We start from the raw sequence: 18,426 nt of genomic DNA on the forward strand, positions 1-18,426 counted from the left end.
TTCCTCCTGCAACTCCGTACCGCTGGCCCAAGCCTCTGTTCGGAAACGGACGATTCCGTACAGGGGTAAAACGACCTGTCCACAAACTATCTTGACAGGCTTTTGAACAGGAAGGATATTTCGGACAGCCTATTCGGACGAAATCGACCTCATGCCACGCACCTTCGCCTATGTTCGCGTCTCGACGACCGGACAAACCACCGAAAACCAGATCCAGGAGATCGAAGCAGCCGGCTTTCATGTCGAACCGCGCCGCATCGTCACCGAGACGGTTTCCGGCAGCACCGCCATTGCGCAGCGCCGCGGCTTTTCCCGACTCATGGATAAGCTGGAGTCCGGCGATATTCTCATCGTGACCAAGCTCGACCGGCTCGGTCGTGATGCGATCGACGTCAGCACCACCGTCAGGACGCTGGCCGAAATGGGTGTGAAGGTCTATTGCCTCGCACTCGGCGGCGCCGATCTCGCCAGTTCGGCCGGCACGATGACCATGAACGTGCTCAATGCCGTCGCACAGTTCGAGCGCGATTTGCTGATCGAGCGGACACAGTCCGGTCTCAAGCGCGCCAAATCGGAAGGAAAGGCCCTTGGCCGCCCTTCGAGGCTCAGTGAAAAGCAGAAGCAGGATGTGCGCGGTGATCTTGCCAAGGGGATGAGCGTTTCAGCGATCGCCAGGAAATTTGCCACCAGCCGACAGACCATTATGCGGGTTCGCGACGAGGGTTCACGATCCGTTCGACCTTAGCGTACGATTTTGCACTGCTCTTGTTCCGACCCCAGACAGACCATTATGCGGGTTCGCGACGAGGGTTCACGATCCGTTCGACCTTAGCGTACGATTTTGCACTGCTCTTGTTCCGACCCCTAAACCGTAGTAATACAAGCCGCTTACACCGCTATTCCAGCCCCTCACGGCGGCCGTGCGATGAAGACCCAAATAACCTGCTGTGCTAATGAATTTCGTGGGATCTTTTATTATGAACCATTTCCCTCCCACGCTATTTACCGTCACGTCCGGCCATGACAGCATTATGTCCATCCCGGATGAACGGTATGTAGCTACGCGCGGGGAAATACTGTTAGGAGCAGCTGATACATCAAGATAAAATCCGACCAGAACTTTATTTTCTGGTATTATCGCTTCGCTTGAATTTATGACTTCCGTGTATTCTCCGCCGAATCCGTGCGTATCCGGCGTCGTATTCGGATCCCAGCCAATGAAGGTTGCTGAGTCTAAATTGGCCTGAACATTACGAAATTCAGCTTCCGTCACTTCTACAAGCGTATCGTTGCTGGCTGCCGCATAGTTCGACGCCGACGAACTCAGCAATGGTGATATATTGCTCGTGCAAGAATTTTGAGCAACTGCCTCGTTGGAAAAACACAAAAGAGGTATAACTGCGCATAAAAATAGGACACGCAGCGAGCAAAAGAAGTTTCTTTCCGGGTAAGTTCGTCCTCGGCGCCGTAGGTCCATTGCGGTTGCAAGGCATCGAAGCATGCACCTGGATCGCATAGCTGTTGCTCTTTCACATTCATGTGGAATCGCCGAAAACGCTGCACGCTGGCGCTCCTAATGTGGGCCACGGCGCCTTACTCTGGCTAACTACGGGAACGGCGGTTCCGCCTGTTCAGGTGTCTTACCGCCATCGGTGGCTGAATGCCGGCTGGTAAAGCACTCCTGTTCCAACTGCGCTGGCGGGAAGCGAACGCCGGGGGGCTTGGCGTTCGCCCAAAAGACGTATGCTATTTGTAATACACGGGCGGCTCGGCTTCCGGACTGGAGACCGGTACGGCTATCCCGCGATCGAACAGGTTCCAGAGACTGTCGTCGAGCTTCATTGCGAGCCGCACATATGGTCCGGTCTGATAGATCTCGGAAACACCGGTCGCATCGACATTCGACCAGTTGTAGCCGGCCGCAACGAGCACGTTCCTGGCTGGAACGAAGCCGATCTCGCCGCCAACGCCCGTATAGTAACGATCATTGTAAACGTCGTAGAAGAGGGGCGCGTTCAACGCGAAGCGAACACGCAGATCGTCACGCACCGCGATGTCCTTTTCAAGCCCCATCTGAACTAGCAGAAGGAATGTCTGTGCCGAGACGTTTATGACATTGGCACGCTGATATTGGCCAGCCTGCTTGGCGGTAAGACGAGTGTCGGAATCGATCGCCACCGAGCTGGCTGCCGCCCAATAGGCGGTGGTCTTGGCCGTTTCATCCGTCAGGTTTCGGTCAAATCTCAGACCACCAACAAAGAGGGCATCCAGGCTCTCGGCCTCGGGCCGGAGAGCGAGCCCGGCGCGCAGATGGTCCCGCAACCGGCGATCACGATCGCCGCCATTCCAAGCAAAGCGGTTCTCCAATCCGAATGTCCAATCCTCAATGCGCCGGCTCCAAGATTGCTGGCTGTAGAATGTGCGGCCGCCGCCGTGGTCGAACGTGGCCTCGGCGCCGACGCTGAATTTACCCGTTCCTCCATCCAAGAGCTCAAGGTACCCTGCCGACACGGACGTCCGAGCCGAAGCGTCATTCTTAACGTCGGGGAACAACAAACTTCCCCGAAGACCATTGAACGCATATGGCTGGAAGTGCTCGATCATGGCATAGATCTGCCTGCTGTCCGTCCATTTCCAATCACCCTTGACGCCCCCGGCCAGCCCGGTCTGATCACCGCTGCGGGCTTCCGTGAAGGATGAGATGCCGTCGGTCACACGATATTCGATGCCCGCCTTTGCAGTCGTTTTGATCTCGTTGCTGGCGTCGGAGAAATCCAGGAAATCAGAGCCGCTCGTGGCCCAGTTGGCGCTTGAATAGGCCCTGATCCGCTCCGTTACCGGGTGGGAAGCTTCAATCATCCCCCGCAGATGCTTCAGATCCGGAACCTCACCCTCAATCTCTGTCTTGATGGTGAACCCCTTCAGAGCCGCGGGGCGCCATTCCGCTCCGAGCACCGCCGAAGGCGAGAAACGCCTTTCCGTGCTTCCACTCTCTGAAATCTGCTGCACGACACGCACCCCTCCCCGAAGCCGCATTTCATTGCTGACGTCCTGGCTTACGAGCAGCTCCCCGCCCCAACGATGCTTGTCCGTTGACAACTGACGGTCGTAAAGGACCGAGGTCCTGAGGCCGAGCCCGGATCCGATATTCCATTCTGCCTCGATTCCGGCCTGGTCGCGAGCCGAGGTGGACGAAGAGGAGCCCTCAATGAAATTCTCTCCCACGCGGGTAGCCCGGGCCCTCAGGGTAACGAGGTCATTTTTCACCTCATATCCGACACGGCCCGCATAGCCCTTCTTGTCCTCGCGATCGATGCTCTGGGCCACCTCGACTTCAGCTTTGCCATATTTGCCGAAGTCCGCGGCCGCATAGGCCGCGCGCATTGTCCGCCGGTCATTATATTGCTCGTCGGCGTCGGAATGAATTTCCCGGTAGCCGACGCTCATCCGATCATTGATGCGAAACTGCACCTCGCCGGCATAGACCCAGTAAGGATCGCCACCATCTTTCACCTCGTATGTTACCCGGATGAAGTTCGGGTTTCCCTGCTCGTCGCTCGCGGGGACAGGCGATGTGAAAAGGATGGAATTATTGAAGTAGTCGAGCAGATATTCCGCATATCGCTGCAGAACCGTCGTCTTGAGTATCACGGTCGGCTGGCGGCGGTCGCGCGTGATGATTTCCACGCGCTCGGAGCCTTCAACATATCCGGTAAGGTCGAAATCATAGGGGCCGGATATGCCGTCGGCGCGAAACTCCCTGATGACCCGCTCCTGGTTCGTGCGGCCAACAAAGAGATTGATCACAACAGGCCCTTGCTCAATATGGGCATGGCCGCCAGTCATGACGCGGGAATAGGAGCCAAGCTGGATTTGGCTTGCCTGCGCGGCGATGCTCACATCGCCATAAAGAATGTAGTTGAGGCCCTTCTCCACCTTCACAAACAGATCGGTCTTTGACTGGGCGTCGAAGCCGCGTTCGGACCGGTCACCATAGACCGGATAATATCTTTCCGGGTCGATGTCGCGGAACAGCCGCTCTTCGGCGCTGCGGTTGCTGTCGTAGCGCAGGGTAAGGAGAGCGTCGCCTCTAATCTTTCCCTTCAGGTAAAGCGCCCCTCTCGCGCCAGCTGCCGTTTTGTCAAAATTATCGAGATCGATAGTCTCGATTTTCTCGCCGTTCAGGCGGACAACGCCTTCCATCACGCCGACGATCACGCGCTCGCCATCATCCGGCAGCAGCTTTATCTCCGCCTCGAAACGGCCGAGACCGCTGGAGACTGAAATTGTATGGGTGCCGGAAAGCGATGGCGGAAAATAGTCAAGGAGTATCTGTCCTCGGTCAATGAAAGCCTGTATGCCGGGTTCAGAAAGGCGTGCGTCATCAACTCCCCACCTGCCGTTCCCGTTCACATCCAGCGTTACATCCATGGATGCGAAAGTGGGCAGTCCATCTGCATCCACAACACGGATCAGAACCGGAACTGGTGAAGCAGGGTCGGCTGTGGCAACCGGTGGCGTAACAATCTCCAAACGCGCCGGTTTACCGGGCGCCAATATCTCGATCTCCTCCCGCTGCCGGACATTGCCAAAGGCATCCGATGCGGTAAGCTCCAATCTGTTGCGTCCGCCCTGCAGCGCCACGGCTACATATTCGATCGCTTGAACGCCACCGTCCTCATAGATCACGTGCTGCCCGATCTGGGTCTCTGGCACCGGGGCACCGTTGATATTGAGGTCAATCTTCTCCCCAAAAGCTCCCTTCACGCGGATGGAGACAACCTGATCGTCAATTAGATCGTCAGAGCTCAGATCAAGAAATGCAAGTTCCGGCGTTAATTGGCGGACTTCCTCCTCAAGATTGCGGGTTCGCTCGAGGGAAACAGTCTCTGTCTCGACGTCGAGGCTTTCAGAGGCCTGATCTCCTTTGAACTGTATAATTTCGGTCTGCGTCGAGCGCGTGGCTTCTGTCGAATTCGCGAGAGTCCCCTTATCGTAATCGACCCAGGCGGTGCCCCCCATGGATGGCCTCATCGAGGATGTGGCCGTCGAATTGCTAATTCGTTCCACAAACTTGGTCGCGCGCTCAGTCAGATCCTCTACGACCGCAAGCGGATCGACCCCGGGCTTGGGAACGAGAGCAAAATATTCACTGGCGACTTCCCCAGGCATGAGCCGGATCAGGCGGCTATAAGGGCTCATTGCATCACGGGTGGAGGTCGATTTCAGTTCCAAGCTTTCCGGGATGGTTCTGCCCGAAATGCCCACCACATGGCTTCTGGGAGAGAGGCCGGGCATGGAATACTTGCCTTCAATGTCCGTGACTACGCTAGCGCCATTTTCGAAGAAGATCTTAACGCCGGGAATTCCAGGCTCCACCCGTTCCATTCCCTCGACGTCGATATAGGTGTCCTGAAGTCCGCTGCCGTTATAGTCTACATACACCTTGCCCAGGATGACCCCGTCGTCGCCGAAGACGCCTCCATCTCTTATGATTGAGACCACCGCGCGGGCTTCGTTTGAACGAATGGACCTTTGATAGCCGCCTTCTGCGTAGGCTATGTTGGTGAGCTTCCCATTCGCCAAGGGGTCGACAGAGACCATGTAGGTGAGTTCGAGTGTGGCAAAGCGGCCGATCTCGTTTACCGAAAAGACCAATTGCCGATTGTTCCTCGACGTGGGAACCTCCTGGCCATTGAAACGGGCAGTGCCCTCAATAAAGGTTAGTCCTTCCGGCAGTTCATCGATTATGAACAGATTGCTCAGCGTCTGTTCCGCACGGCTCGACAGCCGAAGCTTATAGGTGAGAATGTCACCGGGAGCGGCTTCGCGCTGATCGATGCTCTTTTCCAACTTCAGCATTCCCGCGGTCTGCGGATCGAGCGGGATGTCCACGCCGTCAAAAGGCGGGGGCGAGACTCCGAATGGCTGCCCGTATGATGCCAACGGGTCCACATTGCGATTCCAGCCCAGGAATATTTTTCGTGCGGAAGGAAAGGTCATCCCGGCCGGTGGCTGAACCGTTATCTGATATGTTCCGGCGGTCGTGACCTTGCTGAAGGTATAAAACCCATCCGCGTCCGTCACAACTTGGTCGACCAGCTGGCCTGAACTGTTATGAATCAAGACCGGGACATTGGGAATTCCAGCATTGGTAATCGAATGGAAAACCACACCGCCTGGATTGATGCGTAAGGTTGCAGTTGCGGTTCTTCCCTGGCAAGTGGCCGTGGCCTGCGCCAGCGTGTTCTTGTTTCCGGAAAGCACTCCATCCCCCTGAACAGGAGGCAGGATGCGCTGAACGGGAACGAGGGCGGTGAGGAAAATGCCGGTGTTCGGTCCAGTTTCCGTAGCGATAAAGGTTTCGAGATCGCCTTCAGGAGTGGTCATTACGTTGATCTGCACAGTCTCAACGGCCGCTGACATGTTGCAGGCGGCGTCGTCAAAGCGCAGGCGAACCTCAGTATCCAGGCGCGTGCTTGTGATCACCTCTCCGCCAGAGTTGAGGAAAGAGAGGGTCGGACCATTGCCGCCTTCCACGAGCGTGCGCAGCAGATTTGAGGGCAGTTCCTTGAGACCGTCTGGCGTGAATTGCCAGGTGTAGCCCGGTTCGAGATGAAGCTGCCGCCCGTCGCATTGTCGGCTACCTTTACCTCGAACTCGAGCGTGTTGGTGTCCAGAGGATAATCTCCGGACCAGAAGAACGCGATTGCATCGACCGTCGCGAGGTCCTGGGGCGCAGTGGATGTATAGCTGTGTTTGGGCCGCCCGCTGATGTGGTAGAGCGCTTGAAAGCTGTTATGCGATACGAAAGCAGAGAACTGTGTGTTAAGAGGCATCTCATCGCGCACGAGAATGCCCGATGCCTGAGCGCCATCAATGATGACGGCCTCGCCGTCGATCGAGCTGTAGGCAGGCATCGCTACGATACCGCGGTTGCTGAGGCGAAGCCTGTAGCGCAACAATCCCCCAGGCTTGACCTGATCCAAGTTCGCCGATTTCTCGAGGGAAAGCCCGGTTTTTGAAATGATGGCGGTTCCTGTCGCGGAACTCACGGCAGAATCATCTTGGGCAGTAAGCTCAAGCTCGGACCTTGCTCCTTCGGCAACAGCGGCGGGACTGCGGAAAGTAACGATAATGGAGGCTTCGGCATCGACGGGAAGCGTGATGTTTCCGCCGGATGAGAGGGCTTGATCGTTGGGGCCGGCGGAACCGTCGGAGTTCGTGTCAATCACCATGCTTACGTTCTCGAGGTCGAAATCGTCACCGAGGACCTGGTCCAGAGTTATGACTGGATTGATCTCGATATTGCCGGTGTTTCGTACGTGAAATACGAACTGATCGTACATGCTTGGAGCAAGGTAAACCGTCTGAGCAGGAAAAACATGAACGGCTTTGACAGCATTGACCTCCGTATAGACGGTGTTGGTAAACACCACTTCCTGCATGCCGCCGTTTTGAGGATTTATGAACTGGACCGTCGCTGTACTCTCGATATACGCGCCAGCGGGAGCGGGAGCGGCGGCCGCGTGCGATGCGGCCATCGAGGCCAAGGCCACGAAGCCAGCGAAGACCCGGCCCAGCATTCGGCACATTCCCGTCATGTCGATCTCCATCGAAAGCTTCTCTCCTCAAGGGTCATCCTGCTCGGGCTATCGCGGAAGAACGCGCACATCAGCGCGCGGAGAGACCTAGTGTGATTGCTTGTTCCCAAATGCGGGCGGGAAGCTTCTCCCCGCCCGCAAACTCGGTACCGCTTATTGGTCGATCTTGACGGTGAACGTCAGGACCGCATTTGAATTTCCGTTCAGTGTACCGACATTGGCAATTATGTTGCCCGTAGCTCCTATTGCGGGCTGCGCGGCGATCTGGCCCGGAGTGACCTGGGCCGCCGTGGAGAGCGTCGTATACAGCGGAACCTTGTCGTCAATCGTGACCTGGTTCACGAGGTTTCCGCCGTTATTGTTGACAGTTACCCTATACTGGATGCAGTCGCCGGGGTCACCCTGGAGCTTGCCCATCGTAAACGGCACGTCAACCGTCCCGTTGCAACCCCTGTCAAGTGCCTGCTCCTTGATCGGAACGATCGGTGAATCGACCACCGTCAAGGCCTCGTCCGCCCTGTTATTGCTGGGCTGAACGTCTTGAATAATGTTACCGCTCATGTCTTCAAGGCTTACGTTGACATAGACGGTTCCGATCTCGGTGGTCGTGGGAAGTGCGCCGGGCGGAGGTGTAACCCGACCGAACAGGATGATCGACTCTCCCGGGTCAAAAAATTCAGTAAGGCCACGAGCTGGATCAATCTGCTTCAGGGGTGAATTCGCTGGAAGCCGGTTCCAGATGTCACGTACGCCCGTGATTGGCTGTGCGCTCAATTCAGCCGTATCCAGGATGCCATTGCCGTTGAGGTCCGCATAAAGTGCCTCATCAAAGGTCGGGAATGGCGGATCATAGCTAATTGTACTGTCGACAACGGTGACATTGCCCAAGTTGGACATGACGTGACTGAAGACCCATGCCATTCCAGGAGCTGTGGCCCCAGGCTGATCTTGCTTGATCGCAAGATTTCCAACCCTATTGACCGTCACTGCGTCGAGCTTCGTGTCCATAAGGGCAGGATTTCTCACGCCTTGTACTCGGAAGTAGAAATTGACAGTTCCAGGTCTCGCGGATTGAGGAACTGTGACTTCTGCAATGAAGTCTCTGGAGGAGTTGGGGCCTATCAGACCGGTGTTCCCGTTACTCAGGGGATTCCTACTGGCGTCAAGAAGACGAACGGTATAGCCAAGAGGAGTGCTTCCAGGCACAAATGGAGCGTTGGTCGCGCTGAACGAAAGCTGGAAACTATCGGACAATAAGCTTTCGTTTTGCACCACGAGCGGGAATTCAACTTTAGCGCCGGGATCTGCATTGATATTGAGCCACGGGCTTCCATCAGGCCTGGTCGTATTGCTGCCATCGGCGATGAGATTGGTGCCATCCCTGTTCAAGAGGTCGACCCTCGAAGCAAGCACATCGCCGCGAATTACAATCCATGAACTGTTGGTGAGGTCGGGTCTGTTCGGATCAGGATTTTCCGCGTCAGTGAATCTCGAGGTTGCCGTTACCCGGCCGACCCAAGGATCTGCGCCGGCCGCACGCGTATAGCCAGCCGGGAGATAGATGAAGACCCGCAGCTTTATGGTTTGGTTGGCGGGGACAAGAACGTCCGGTTGGCCGCTATTGTCGTCGTCGTAGAGATTGTAGTCGGCGAATACGATCCGCGTCCCTGGCGGCAGAGGCTGATGCGGCTGTGTTGCGCTGGGATTGGGGTATCGCGGTCCTCCGTCCAGGGAAGAGGTAAGATTAAAAAGCTGATCGGTACTGGAGGTGTTTGTGAGAACGAACTCTTGTACCAGAAGAGCGCCTTCAGCAATGGCGGTCAGTTGTACAACCTGGTCGTTCGTGTGGTTCGTCTCTTCATCGGTGGCCGACGCATCATTACCGCTCAGATTGTTATCCGGCAGGTCTTGTGTGTGTGCGACCGCGGGATTTGGAGAGCTGTCAGCCAAGACCACGCTGACTGTATCGACAGCGTTGATCGGGATAAGCACCTCGTTCGACTCTACCGGATCTGGATGTCCATCGAAGACTGCCTCAGCCTGGTTGGTCAATGTTGCGCTGGCGACATTCAGCGCAACGACCACTTCGAATTCGAAGAAGCCGCTTGTCTGGGCGCGAACGGTGTTTAGCAGCGCACTTACCTGGCTGTTCTGAGTGGCGTAATTGTACGTGAGCGTTACACCGTTGCTGGGTGGCGTTGTGGAGTTTTCCGTAAGGGCAACCGTGCCGTTCCACATGCCAGTGCCGGTTTGATATATCAGCCCGGGCACCAAGCTGTCGGTGATATTGACATTTTGTGCGTCTGCGCCTGTGGCCCCCGTATTTCTATATGCTATCCTGAAGCGCAGCCTGTCGCCAGGCACGACATCGCCGCCATTGATGTCCACGTAACTTTTTACAAGCGATAGAACCGGCCCGTTTGTGGGATTGATGACATCGGTGGTATCATCTCTCGGCGTGATCGGCGGACCAGCATTGTAGTTGGAAGCATTTGTGTTGGTTGCCACCGCCGAAATTTGAAAGCTCTCCGGCGTCCCAACAACGGCGGAACTCATCAGTCCCGCTACCACAGAAATACAGAAGGATTTGTCCGGCAGCAGCTCCGGGGTTTTGAATGGAGCGACCAGTGCTGTTGTGCTGGGCAGGCCAGTTGCGCAATCGGCCTGATAAATAGTAACCGGGTTGACGACGTTTGCCGTGTATTGGCTTACGACTATGTCGAATGCTTCGGGACCGTTTCCTTTGTTCGTTATGACATGGAAAAAGCCGGGAGCCAAAGTGCCGGGAATAGCGTCCACCGGCGCGGCATCGCTGATGGTGACACCCGATACGGTATTGACGATCGTCTGCACGAGATTTGACTCTGCGCTTAACTGTGTACCGTCGACCTCGAATGAGACGTGCGCCTTATTGCCGATTGCAAATCCTGCGGGCGGCATTGCCGCCAGGGCGGGCGATGCGAGCGCGGCCACCCCCAGCGCCGCACCCGCCAGATAGCCGGAAATCCTGGCGATCCCTCGCCCATTTCCACCCATCTGGGTTCTGTTGAAGAAATTGGACTTATTGGGCATGGCGAATCACCTTTCACCTCCTTTTGATTGAACCCGGGAGGATCAAGAGGCTTTTCACCAGTTATGCACAAATTAGTCTGTAAGATTAACTTTTTATTAACCATAATTAATTTGCATTAATAAACACTATTGTACATACCCTAAGTAGGGTCAACCGATAATTTCGAATTATACAATAGTGTAACTCTCGCTTTTAAAAATCCCCTCTTTTTTGTGTTGGGTAGTTTCGAGACCGGAGAATTCATTTTTGCCTCGTCTGAGCATATGATTTCACGGCATGATCTATCTACACTCGAACGCAAAGCGCATTTTCTTGGAGCTGGCGAGGCAATGAATCTGGGATAAATTTCGCAAGCACCGCATCCAGGTGCACCAGTTGACGGACGGAATGAAGATGAGAGAGATCAGGGCGGGGATATTATGGCCTTTGGCGGCAATCCTCATGGTCTTTGCTATCTCCTCCGGCCAGGCCGAGCCCTCTACAAAGAACGACCTTGAGAAGGTTTGCGGGCTGATCGAAGAGCACAGCGCGAAACACGGCCTGTCACCCCACTTTCTCGCACGCCTTCTGTGGAAGGAGAGCCGATTCGATCCAAACGCGGTGAGCCCCAAGGGTGCCGAGGGGGTGGCACAGTTCATGCCGGCTACCGCTTCCCTTCGCGGGCTGACAGATGCTTTCGACGTCGCGCAGGCCGTCCCGGCCTCCGCCGCCTACCTTTCGGAACTGCGGCAAAGATTTGGCAATCTCGGTTTGGCAGCGGCCGCCTACAACGCCGGGGAAGCGCGTGTGACCCGATGGCTCTCGAAAGGCGGGTTCCTGCCGCTCGAAACCGAAAACTACGTAAGGGATATTCTGGGCGAACCGGTCGACGAGTTTGTGAACCGGAACCGGGAAGTCGCGATTCCGCCTCTCGAACCCGACAAAAGCTTCGATGACGCATGCCGGCAGCTACCCGCAACCGCCTCGGCGACTGTCGCGATGGTGAGCGTTCACACCAAGCCTTGGGGCGTCCAGGTGGCCGGCCATTTTCGTCGCAGCGTGGCCGTCCGAAAGTGGGAGAGCCTGCGCAAGCGCGTGGGAGTCGTCATTCCGAACGAAGAGCCGGTGGTTTCCCGCATGCGTTCGCCGCGAAGCCGCAGCGGCATATATGCGGTGCGGTTCGGCGCGGAAACCCGGGCGCAGGCGGAACAGATGTGCCGCAAACTGAAAAGCGCCGGCACGAGCTGCATCGTGCTGCGCAATGGCTGAGCAATACCCTCTCGGAAGGGGTTGCATGCACCGGACAAACAGGCTAATGAGCGCCGCATTCCTTGGCGATAACCGTGAGGTTGGCTTTCCGCCCCGGGGCGGAATGCAAGAATTCGGGATCGCCTGGTTGGGTGATTAGCTCAGTTGGTAGAGCAGCTGACTCTTAATCAGCGGGTCACAGGTTCGAGCCCTGTATCACCCACCAATTATTCCAGGAAAAGGACGTTGAAAATGCTGGCTTTGCCGGCAGCTGAAACACGCCGAGCTCGCCAACAGCCAGCTTCGGATCGGATTGCGACCCGTTGGGTATCCTTCGTTAAATCGTCACCACGGTCTAGACGAGGTGCTGGTAGAGGTCGATCAGCATCCGCATTGAGGTCAGCGCGAGAAACACTGCGAAAGAATAGCTCAATACCGCCTTGGGAATCGCATGGGCGGCTTTTGCACCCAGCGGCGCGACACCCATGGTCAGGGGGATCAGGGCGCCCAGCGCCACAAGATTGACAAAGCCGAGCGAGCCTGCAGGAAGTCCGTCGGCATTCCAGCCGGCGATCATATAACCGATCGCGCCGGGGATCGCGATAATGAAGCCGATTGCCGCGGCGGTGCCGACCGCCTTGCGGATATCGCAGCCGAAGGCTGTCTGGATCGGCACGCTCAAAGTACCGCCGCCGATACCCATCATTGCCGAGATGGCGCCGACGACAAAGCCGCAGAATGCCTTGACGAAACGGTTCGGGAAATCATCAGCCAGCGCCTCGCTCTTGGCGCGCAACGTCATGTTGACTGCCACCAGCAGCGCCACGATGGCGAATACGGCCGTCAGCACGATGCCTGAAACATAGGCCGCAAGCGCGGTTCCCGCGACCACGCCTATGAATACCGGCACCGCCCAACTTTTCAGCAGCGCAAAGTCGATGGAGCCCTTGCGATAGTGTGCGCCTGCCGAAGACAGCGAGGTAAACAGGATTGTGGAAAGCGACGTTGCCACTGCAATCTTCATGCGGATCGACTCGTCAACGCTCAACCCGCCGAGCACGAAATAAAGCACGGGTACGATGACGATGCCGCCGCCGACACCGAGCAGGCCGGCAATGAAGCCGCCCAGTACGCCCGCAAAGATCATGGCTGCAGCAAAGAGCGCGTAATCGGTCATCATATCGGAAGGCATGCTAGATATCCTGGTGAAGGCGTCTTGCGCCCGGTATGGCGGAAAGCAGCGCCCGCGTGTACTCGTGTTGCGGATTTGCAAATAGCTCGACGGTAGGCGCGATTTCGACGATCCTGCCGCGCCGCATCACCGCGAGGCGGTCGCAAACCTGCGCTGCGACATGCAGATCGTGCGTAATGAACAGCATGGCGAAGTTCAGGCGGGCCTTCAGTTCCGCAAGCTGCTGCAGCACCTGCGCCTGAACCGTGACGTCGAGAGCGGAAACGGCTTCGTCCGCAATCAACACGTCCGGGTCGAGTGCCAGTGCACGGGCTATGCCGATACGTTGGCGCTGGCCGCCGGAAAATTCATGCGGCAGGCGATCGACGGCATCCGGCAGAAGCCCGACCATTTCCATCAATTCACGCGCGCGTTTCAGCGCATCGCGTCGCGAGACGCCGCGCCCCATCGGGCCATCTGCTATGGAGAGCCCCACAGGCCGACGCGGGTTCAGGGATGCGAACGGGTCCTGGAATACCATCTGGATACGGCTTCGGCCCTTGCGCAGCTCTTCTCCCTTCATGTCGGACAAGGAGGCGCCGTCGAGCATGATGCTGCCGCTGTCCGGCTCGTTAATGCGCGTCACCAGCTTGGCAATGCTGGACTTGCCCGATCCGGACTCGCCGACGAGACCCAGCGTCTCGCCGCGGGCAATGGAAAAACTTACGCCGTCGACGGCGACCATTTCGCGGATCGGTCCCATCATGCCGGCGCGGGAGCGATAGGTCTTGTGCAGGTCCGTCACATGCAGGACAGGCTGTTCGGCCTCGTGGCTGCCACCGCTCCGAGGAGTTCCGGTCGGCACGGCTGCAAGCAATGCCTTGGTGTAGTCGTGCTGCGGCGAGCGCAGCACCTCGTCGACGCTGCCCTGTTCGACGACCACGCCCTGTTTTAGCACCAGCACGCGGTCGGCAATGTCGGCCACCACGCCGAAATCGTGGGTTATGAACATGACGGCAGTTCCGCGCCGCTGCTGGATCTCGCGGATCAGCTTCAGTACCTGCGCCTGTGTGGTCACATCCAGCGCGGTGGTCGGTTCATCGGCTATGATGAGGTTCGGCTCCAGCGCAAGCGCCATGGCGATCATCGCGCGCTGGCGCTGGCCGCCGGAAAGCTGATGCGGGTAGGCATTCAATAATTTCTCGGGGTCCGGCAGGCGTACTTCCTTAGCCAGTTCAAGCGCGCGGGCGCGCCGCTCGGCGGGTGTGAGCAGGTTGTGGGCTTCGAAAACCTCGGCGATTTGCTCGCCGACCCGCATTGAGGGGTTGAGCGCGGTCATCGGCTCCTGAAAAATCATCGAGATGCGTGCGCCGCGTATCTCGCGCAACTGTGCCTGACTTGCGGTCAGAAGGTCGATGTCGCCATAGAGGGCGCGGCCGCTCTCGATCCGGATCGCCTTCGACAGAAGCCCCATCAGGGCCTGCGCACACAGCGATTTTCCGGAACCTGACTCGCCGACAACGCAGACGATTTCGTTGGCGTTGAGATCGAGGTTCATCTCCTTCAGCGCGAATTCGCGATCGGCCCCGGCGGGCAACCGGAGGCTCAGATTCCGGATCGATACGACTGTACGCTTGTCCATGGTCAATAACCCAGTGCAACCCCGTCTTTCCGGTGGTCAGACGCGCCCCACAGAATGCCGCGCTCGCGGTCGATCCAGATCGCCTGGCAGCCGCCAAGTGGTTCGTCCGCCCAGCGCGTCTTGTGGCCCCGCCTTTCCAGTTCGGCCCGGACGTCCGCCGAAATGGTCACCTCGAGGGAGATGGCGCCATCGGTAAAGAACGAGCGCGGCTGGTCGCTTGCCATCTGCACGTCAAGGCCGTGGTCAACGATCTGCGACAGGATGTGTACGTGGCCCACCGCCTGATACTGCCCGCCCATCACGCCGTAAGACATGATAGGCTTTCCGTCACGCAGCACCATCGCCGGGATGATGGTATGAAACGGCAGCTTGCCGGGGCCGATAGCGTTCGGGTGTCCCCGCTTCAGTGAGAAGCCCGCGCCGCGATTTTGCAGCAGCACGCCGGCCTTCGGCGCATAGATGCCGCTGCCGAAGGCAAAAAAGAGCGAGTTGATCAACGAGATGGCGTTGCCGTCGGCGTCGACCACCGTCACATAGACCGTATCGCGGTGAAGGGGGATGTCGAAATCTTCGACGGCGCTCGCCTTCGTCATGTCGATCTTGTTGCGCAAAGAGGCAATGAAGGCGTCGGACAGCAGTTCCTCAGCGGAGTGCCGCATATACTCGGGGTCGGCGACATATATGTCGCGCAGGCGATAGGCCGCCTTGGTTGCTTCCGCGAACAGGTGAATGCGATCGGCTTCCGAGAGATCCGGCGCGGCGAGATCGAAGCCGTCGAGAATGCGCGCGATCACAAGCGCCGCCAGGCCCTGTCCATTCGGTGGGCACTCAACGAGGTCGTAGCCACGATAGGATGCGGAGATCGGCGCGGTTTCGAACGCCGCGTAGGATGCGAAATCCTCCAGCGTATGAAGACCGCCGAGGCTTTGCAGCATCGACACCATGTCCTGCGCGACCTCGCCTTCGTAAAATGCCGTGCGACCTTCCCTGGCGATACGTTTCAGGGTTTCCCCCAGGGCAGGATGGTTCAGGCGGTCACCGACGGCGGGCGCCTTATTGCCAGGCAAATACTGCTTAACCGACGCCGGGTATGGCCGCAGGCGGTCGGCATATCGCGCCCAATCGTGAGCGACCCGCGGCATGACGACGAAGCCGTCGCGGGTGGCATCGATCGCGGGCTGGAGGATCGCCTCAAGCCCAAGCTTGCCGTATCGTTCGCTGAGCTTGCACCAGGCATCGACCGCGCCGGGGACGGTGACGGCGTGAACCGAACCGTCCGGAATCTTGTCTAGGCCGAGGCCTTCGAAATGGTCCAGTGTTGCGGCTGCAGGCGCTCGGCCGGAACCGTTGATGGCGATGGGCGCTTTCCCGGCTGCGGCGTAGAGTGCGAAACAGTCGCCGCCGATACCGGTCATATGAGGATCGATAACACCCTGAAGCGCAACAGCGGCAATTGCCGCATCGACAGCGTTGCCGCCAGCTTCAAGGATTTTCAGGCCTGCCATGGTCGCCTGCGGGTGCGACGTAGCGATCATCGCCGTTCCAGCCAGCGCGACCGATTTGCCAGGTCGCATGAAATCCCGCTCTATGATGGTGTCGCTGATCATTATGGCTCCTCGAGGTGAGCAGCGGCTGCGCTGTCGCAGATCACAGTCACATGGTTGTGGAGTTGCAGGTAGGACGCCGGACAGTCGGAACCGACTGGACCTTGGAACGCCCGCCTGAGAATGTCCGCCTTTCCGCTTCCTGTAGCAAGCAGAACGATCCGCTCGGCTTCCAGAATAGTCGCGATTCCCATCGTCACGGCCTGTTTCGGGACCGGCGTTCCAGCCGGGAAGTCACCGGCATTCGCCTTACGGGTGGATTCCGACAGCGTCACGATATGAGTGCGGCTTTTCCTGTCGGCGCCGGGCTCGTTGAACCCGATATGGCCGTTGCGGCCGATGCCCAGCAGTTGCAGGCCGATGCCGCCGCTGTCGCGGATGCGTGCGTCGAAAGCCTCCGGATGGGTCTGGTCGGGAAAATGGAAGCGCCCTTTTGCCATGTCGACATGGTCGAAAAGATTGCGCCGCATATAGCTGACGAAACTCGACGGATCGTCGGATGCAAGGCCGCAATATTCATCGAGGTTGAAGCTGGTGCTTTGGGCGAATGACAGCTCGCCTTCCCTATGCCACTGGCGAAGCCAAGCATAGACAGGCAGCATCGTCCGCCCCGTCGCCAGCCCCAGAACTGAATTGGCAGTTTGCGTGATATGGCGCCGCAGCACCGCTGCCGCTGCTCGTTCGGCCTGCGCGGCGGTATTGAAGCGGATGATCTCCACCGCTCTGGTATTTTCAGCCTTGGCTAGCAATTGCGCCGTCATGGCCGCCCCACTTTCGACGGTTCCGTGGTCAGCAGCATCGCGCGCAGCAGGTCGCGGCTCTGGCTGATCGTACCCAGCAGACCAGCGCGACGGCCCAGCGTGCTGACGACGCATTCCGGCGGTCTCGGCGTGCAGAGCGGAATGAAATGCCGGACGCGCTCGACCAGTTCCTCGCGTGCGCCGATGCTGCCGCCCATGACGATCCGCTGCGGGTCGAGAATGGCGCAGATCGCCACGATGCCGACGGCAATCTGGCGCGCCACTTCGGTGAGTGTCGCGCTGGCGATCTGGTCGCCGCTGCCAATGGCATCAAAAATGTCGCGGACGGTCAGCCCCGCGGCGCCGCCAGCGCCCTCATAGCGATCGCGAATGGCGATGCTGCCGACGCTGCGCTCCAGCGTCCCCGCATGGAAGTTGCGTGCGTCGAACGGGTCGCCGCCAATTGGCAGCGTGGAGATTTCACCGGCAGCACCGCGTGACCCGGAAAGCACGCGGCCTTCATTGATGATGCCCATGCCGATGCCGGTGCCGAGCGCAATGAACACAAAACAGGGGATGTTTCGCCCTTCCCCACGCCACATTTCGCCTTTCGCAGCCATGTTGACGTCGTTGTCGACGCGTACCGGAAATCCGAGCCGCCGCTGAAGATCGTCCTCGATCGCATAGCCGTTCATTCCGGCGATATTGGGCACCATGAACAGTGCCCGTCGGGCCGGGTCGAATGCACCCGGAATTCCGACGCTGCCGGCCGCAATGCGCTCCACAGGCTGGCCCGCCTGTGCCGCCAGCGCCCGGCAGCACTCGAGGATCTGCGCGCCAAACGCTTCCGCGCCCGCCTGTGTCGTCGGCTCTTCCATTTCGGCAAGCACGCTGCCATTCGCGTCCGCAAGCGCGGCGTGAATCTTGGTGCCACCGACATCGGCGCCGAACAGCAGTGCCCGGTTCGGCGACAGTTCATAAACGGCCGCGCTGCGGCCGACAGTGCCGGACGTTCGTCCGACGACTTCAATCCAGCCATCTTCCTCAAGATCACGGAACACGTCCGACATCGTCTGCTTGGATAAGCCCGAGAGTCGGGCAAGCTCTGCACGCGACACCTGTTCATTGTCCATCACGGCGAGGATGACCGCACTCTGGATCTGTTTCCGCGAGGAGAAGTTCTGCGAGGTGAAATTCATGTCAGCCAAAAAATTAGTCCGTTTACTGGACAAACTATCTGTTCGTCGCGATTCGTCAATCGTGTTTTGCTCGTGAGTGTGATGATCTCAAGATTTTTGCCCGAACATTCGTCCATCAGCTTTACAAATTGACCCGGCTATGGTTCGCTAATGGGCGGTTGGTTCC

The 18,426-nt window shown here is 58.1% G+C and carries 10 protein-coding genes and 1 tRNA gene; 3 read left to right on the top strand and 8 right to left on the bottom strand.

Annotated elements, in window-relative coordinates; genetic code table 11:
• Nucleotides 1-151: 151 nt before the first annotated feature.
• The gene (locus GNP00_RS00105; protein WP_011578825.1) at nt 152-745 is read left to right on the top strand and encodes a recombinase family protein; all 594 of its coding nucleotides are present in this window, start codon (nt 152-154) and stop codon (nt 743-745) included.
• A 1,001-nt stretch (nt 746-1,746) separates the two neighbouring features.
• On the opposite strand, the gene GNP00_RS00110 is transcribed toward GNP00_RS00105, so the two are convergent.
• The 3 genes from GNP00_RS00110 to GNP00_RS00120 form a co-directional block, all read right to left on the bottom strand.
• Nucleotides 1,747-6,489 carry an SdrD B-like domain-containing protein gene (locus GNP00_RS00110; RefSeq protein WP_011580854.1) on the bottom strand — a complete coding sequence of 1,581 codons (4,743 nt, stop codon included), beginning with the start codon at nt 6,487-6,489 and terminating at the stop codon, nt 1,747-1,749.
• Nucleotides 6,486-7,616 carry a hypothetical protein gene (locus tag GNP00_RS00115; protein ID WP_049764746.1) on the bottom strand — a complete coding sequence of 377 codons (1,131 nt, stop codon included), beginning with the start codon at nt 7,614-7,616 and terminating at the stop codon, nt 6,486-6,488. Before GNP00_RS00115 ends, GNP00_RS00110 begins: the two co-directional genes overlap by 4 nt.
• A 141-nt stretch (nt 7,617-7,757) precedes the next feature.
• On the bottom strand, nt 7,758-10,676 hold the full coding sequence (locus GNP00_RS00120; RefSeq protein WP_011580852.1) for a DUF11 domain-containing protein: 2,919 nt from the start codon (nt 10,674-10,676) through the stop codon (nt 7,758-7,760).
• Nucleotides 10,677-11,064: 388 nt separating this feature from the next.
• On the opposite strand from GNP00_RS00120, the gene GNP00_RS00125 reads away from it, so the two are divergent.
• Together GNP00_RS00125 and GNP00_RS00130 are read left to right on the top strand one after the other, a co-directional pair.
• Nucleotides 11,065-11,925 carry a lytic transglycosylase domain-containing protein gene (locus GNP00_RS00125; RefSeq protein ID WP_011580851.1) on the top strand — a complete coding sequence of 287 codons (861 nt, stop codon included), beginning with the start codon at nt 11,065-11,067 and terminating at the stop codon, nt 11,923-11,925.
• A 129-nt stretch (nt 11,926-12,054) separates the two neighbouring features.
• Nucleotides 12,055-12,130, top strand: a tRNA-Lys gene (locus GNP00_RS00130).
• Between the two features lie 129 nt (nt 12,131-12,259).
• Here the strand turns inward: GNP00_RS00130 and GNP00_RS00135 are convergent.
• Genes GNP00_RS00135 through GNP00_RS00155 form a run of 5 tightly spaced genes read right to left on the bottom strand, consistent with a single transcriptional unit; the run spans nt 12,260 to nt 18,260 of the window.
• A complete protein-coding gene (locus GNP00_RS00135) occupies nt 12,260-13,096 on the bottom strand; it encodes a sulfite exporter TauE/SafE family protein (protein WP_011580850.1) in 837 nt (278 codons plus the stop codon).
• 1 nt (nt 13,097) lies between these two features.
• Nucleotides 13,098-14,717, bottom strand: a complete 1,620-nt coding sequence (locus GNP00_RS00140; protein ID WP_011580849.1) for an ABC transporter ATP-binding protein — start codon at nt 14,715-14,717, stop codon at nt 13,098-13,100.
• A 2-nt stretch (nt 14,718-14,719) separates the two neighbouring features.
• Nucleotides 14,720-16,324, bottom strand: coding sequence for a gamma-glutamyltransferase (gene ggt / locus GNP00_RS00145; RefSeq protein ID WP_011580848.1), 1,605 nt, complete (start codon nt 16,322-16,324; stop codon nt 14,720-14,722).
• A complete protein-coding gene (locus tag GNP00_RS00150) occupies nt 16,324-17,082 on the bottom strand; it encodes a glucosamine-6-phosphate deaminase (protein ID WP_011580847.1) in 759 nt (252 codons plus the stop codon). Before GNP00_RS00150 ends, ggt begins: the two co-directional genes overlap by 1 nt.
• Nucleotides 17,079-18,260 (bottom strand): ROK family transcriptional regulator, encoded by a 1,182-nt coding sequence (locus GNP00_RS00155; RefSeq protein WP_011580846.1) that lies wholly within the window; start codon nt 18,258-18,260, stop codon nt 17,079-17,081. The genes GNP00_RS00150 and GNP00_RS00155 overlap by 4 nt, the downstream gene beginning before the upstream one ends.
• Between the last annotated feature and the right edge of the window lie 166 nt (nt 18,261-18,426).

Source organism: Chelativorans multitrophicus (assembly GCF_011317445.1).
Classification (GTDB): Bacteria; Pseudomonadota; Alphaproteobacteria; order Rhizobiales; family Rhizobiaceae; genus Chelativorans; species Chelativorans multitrophicus.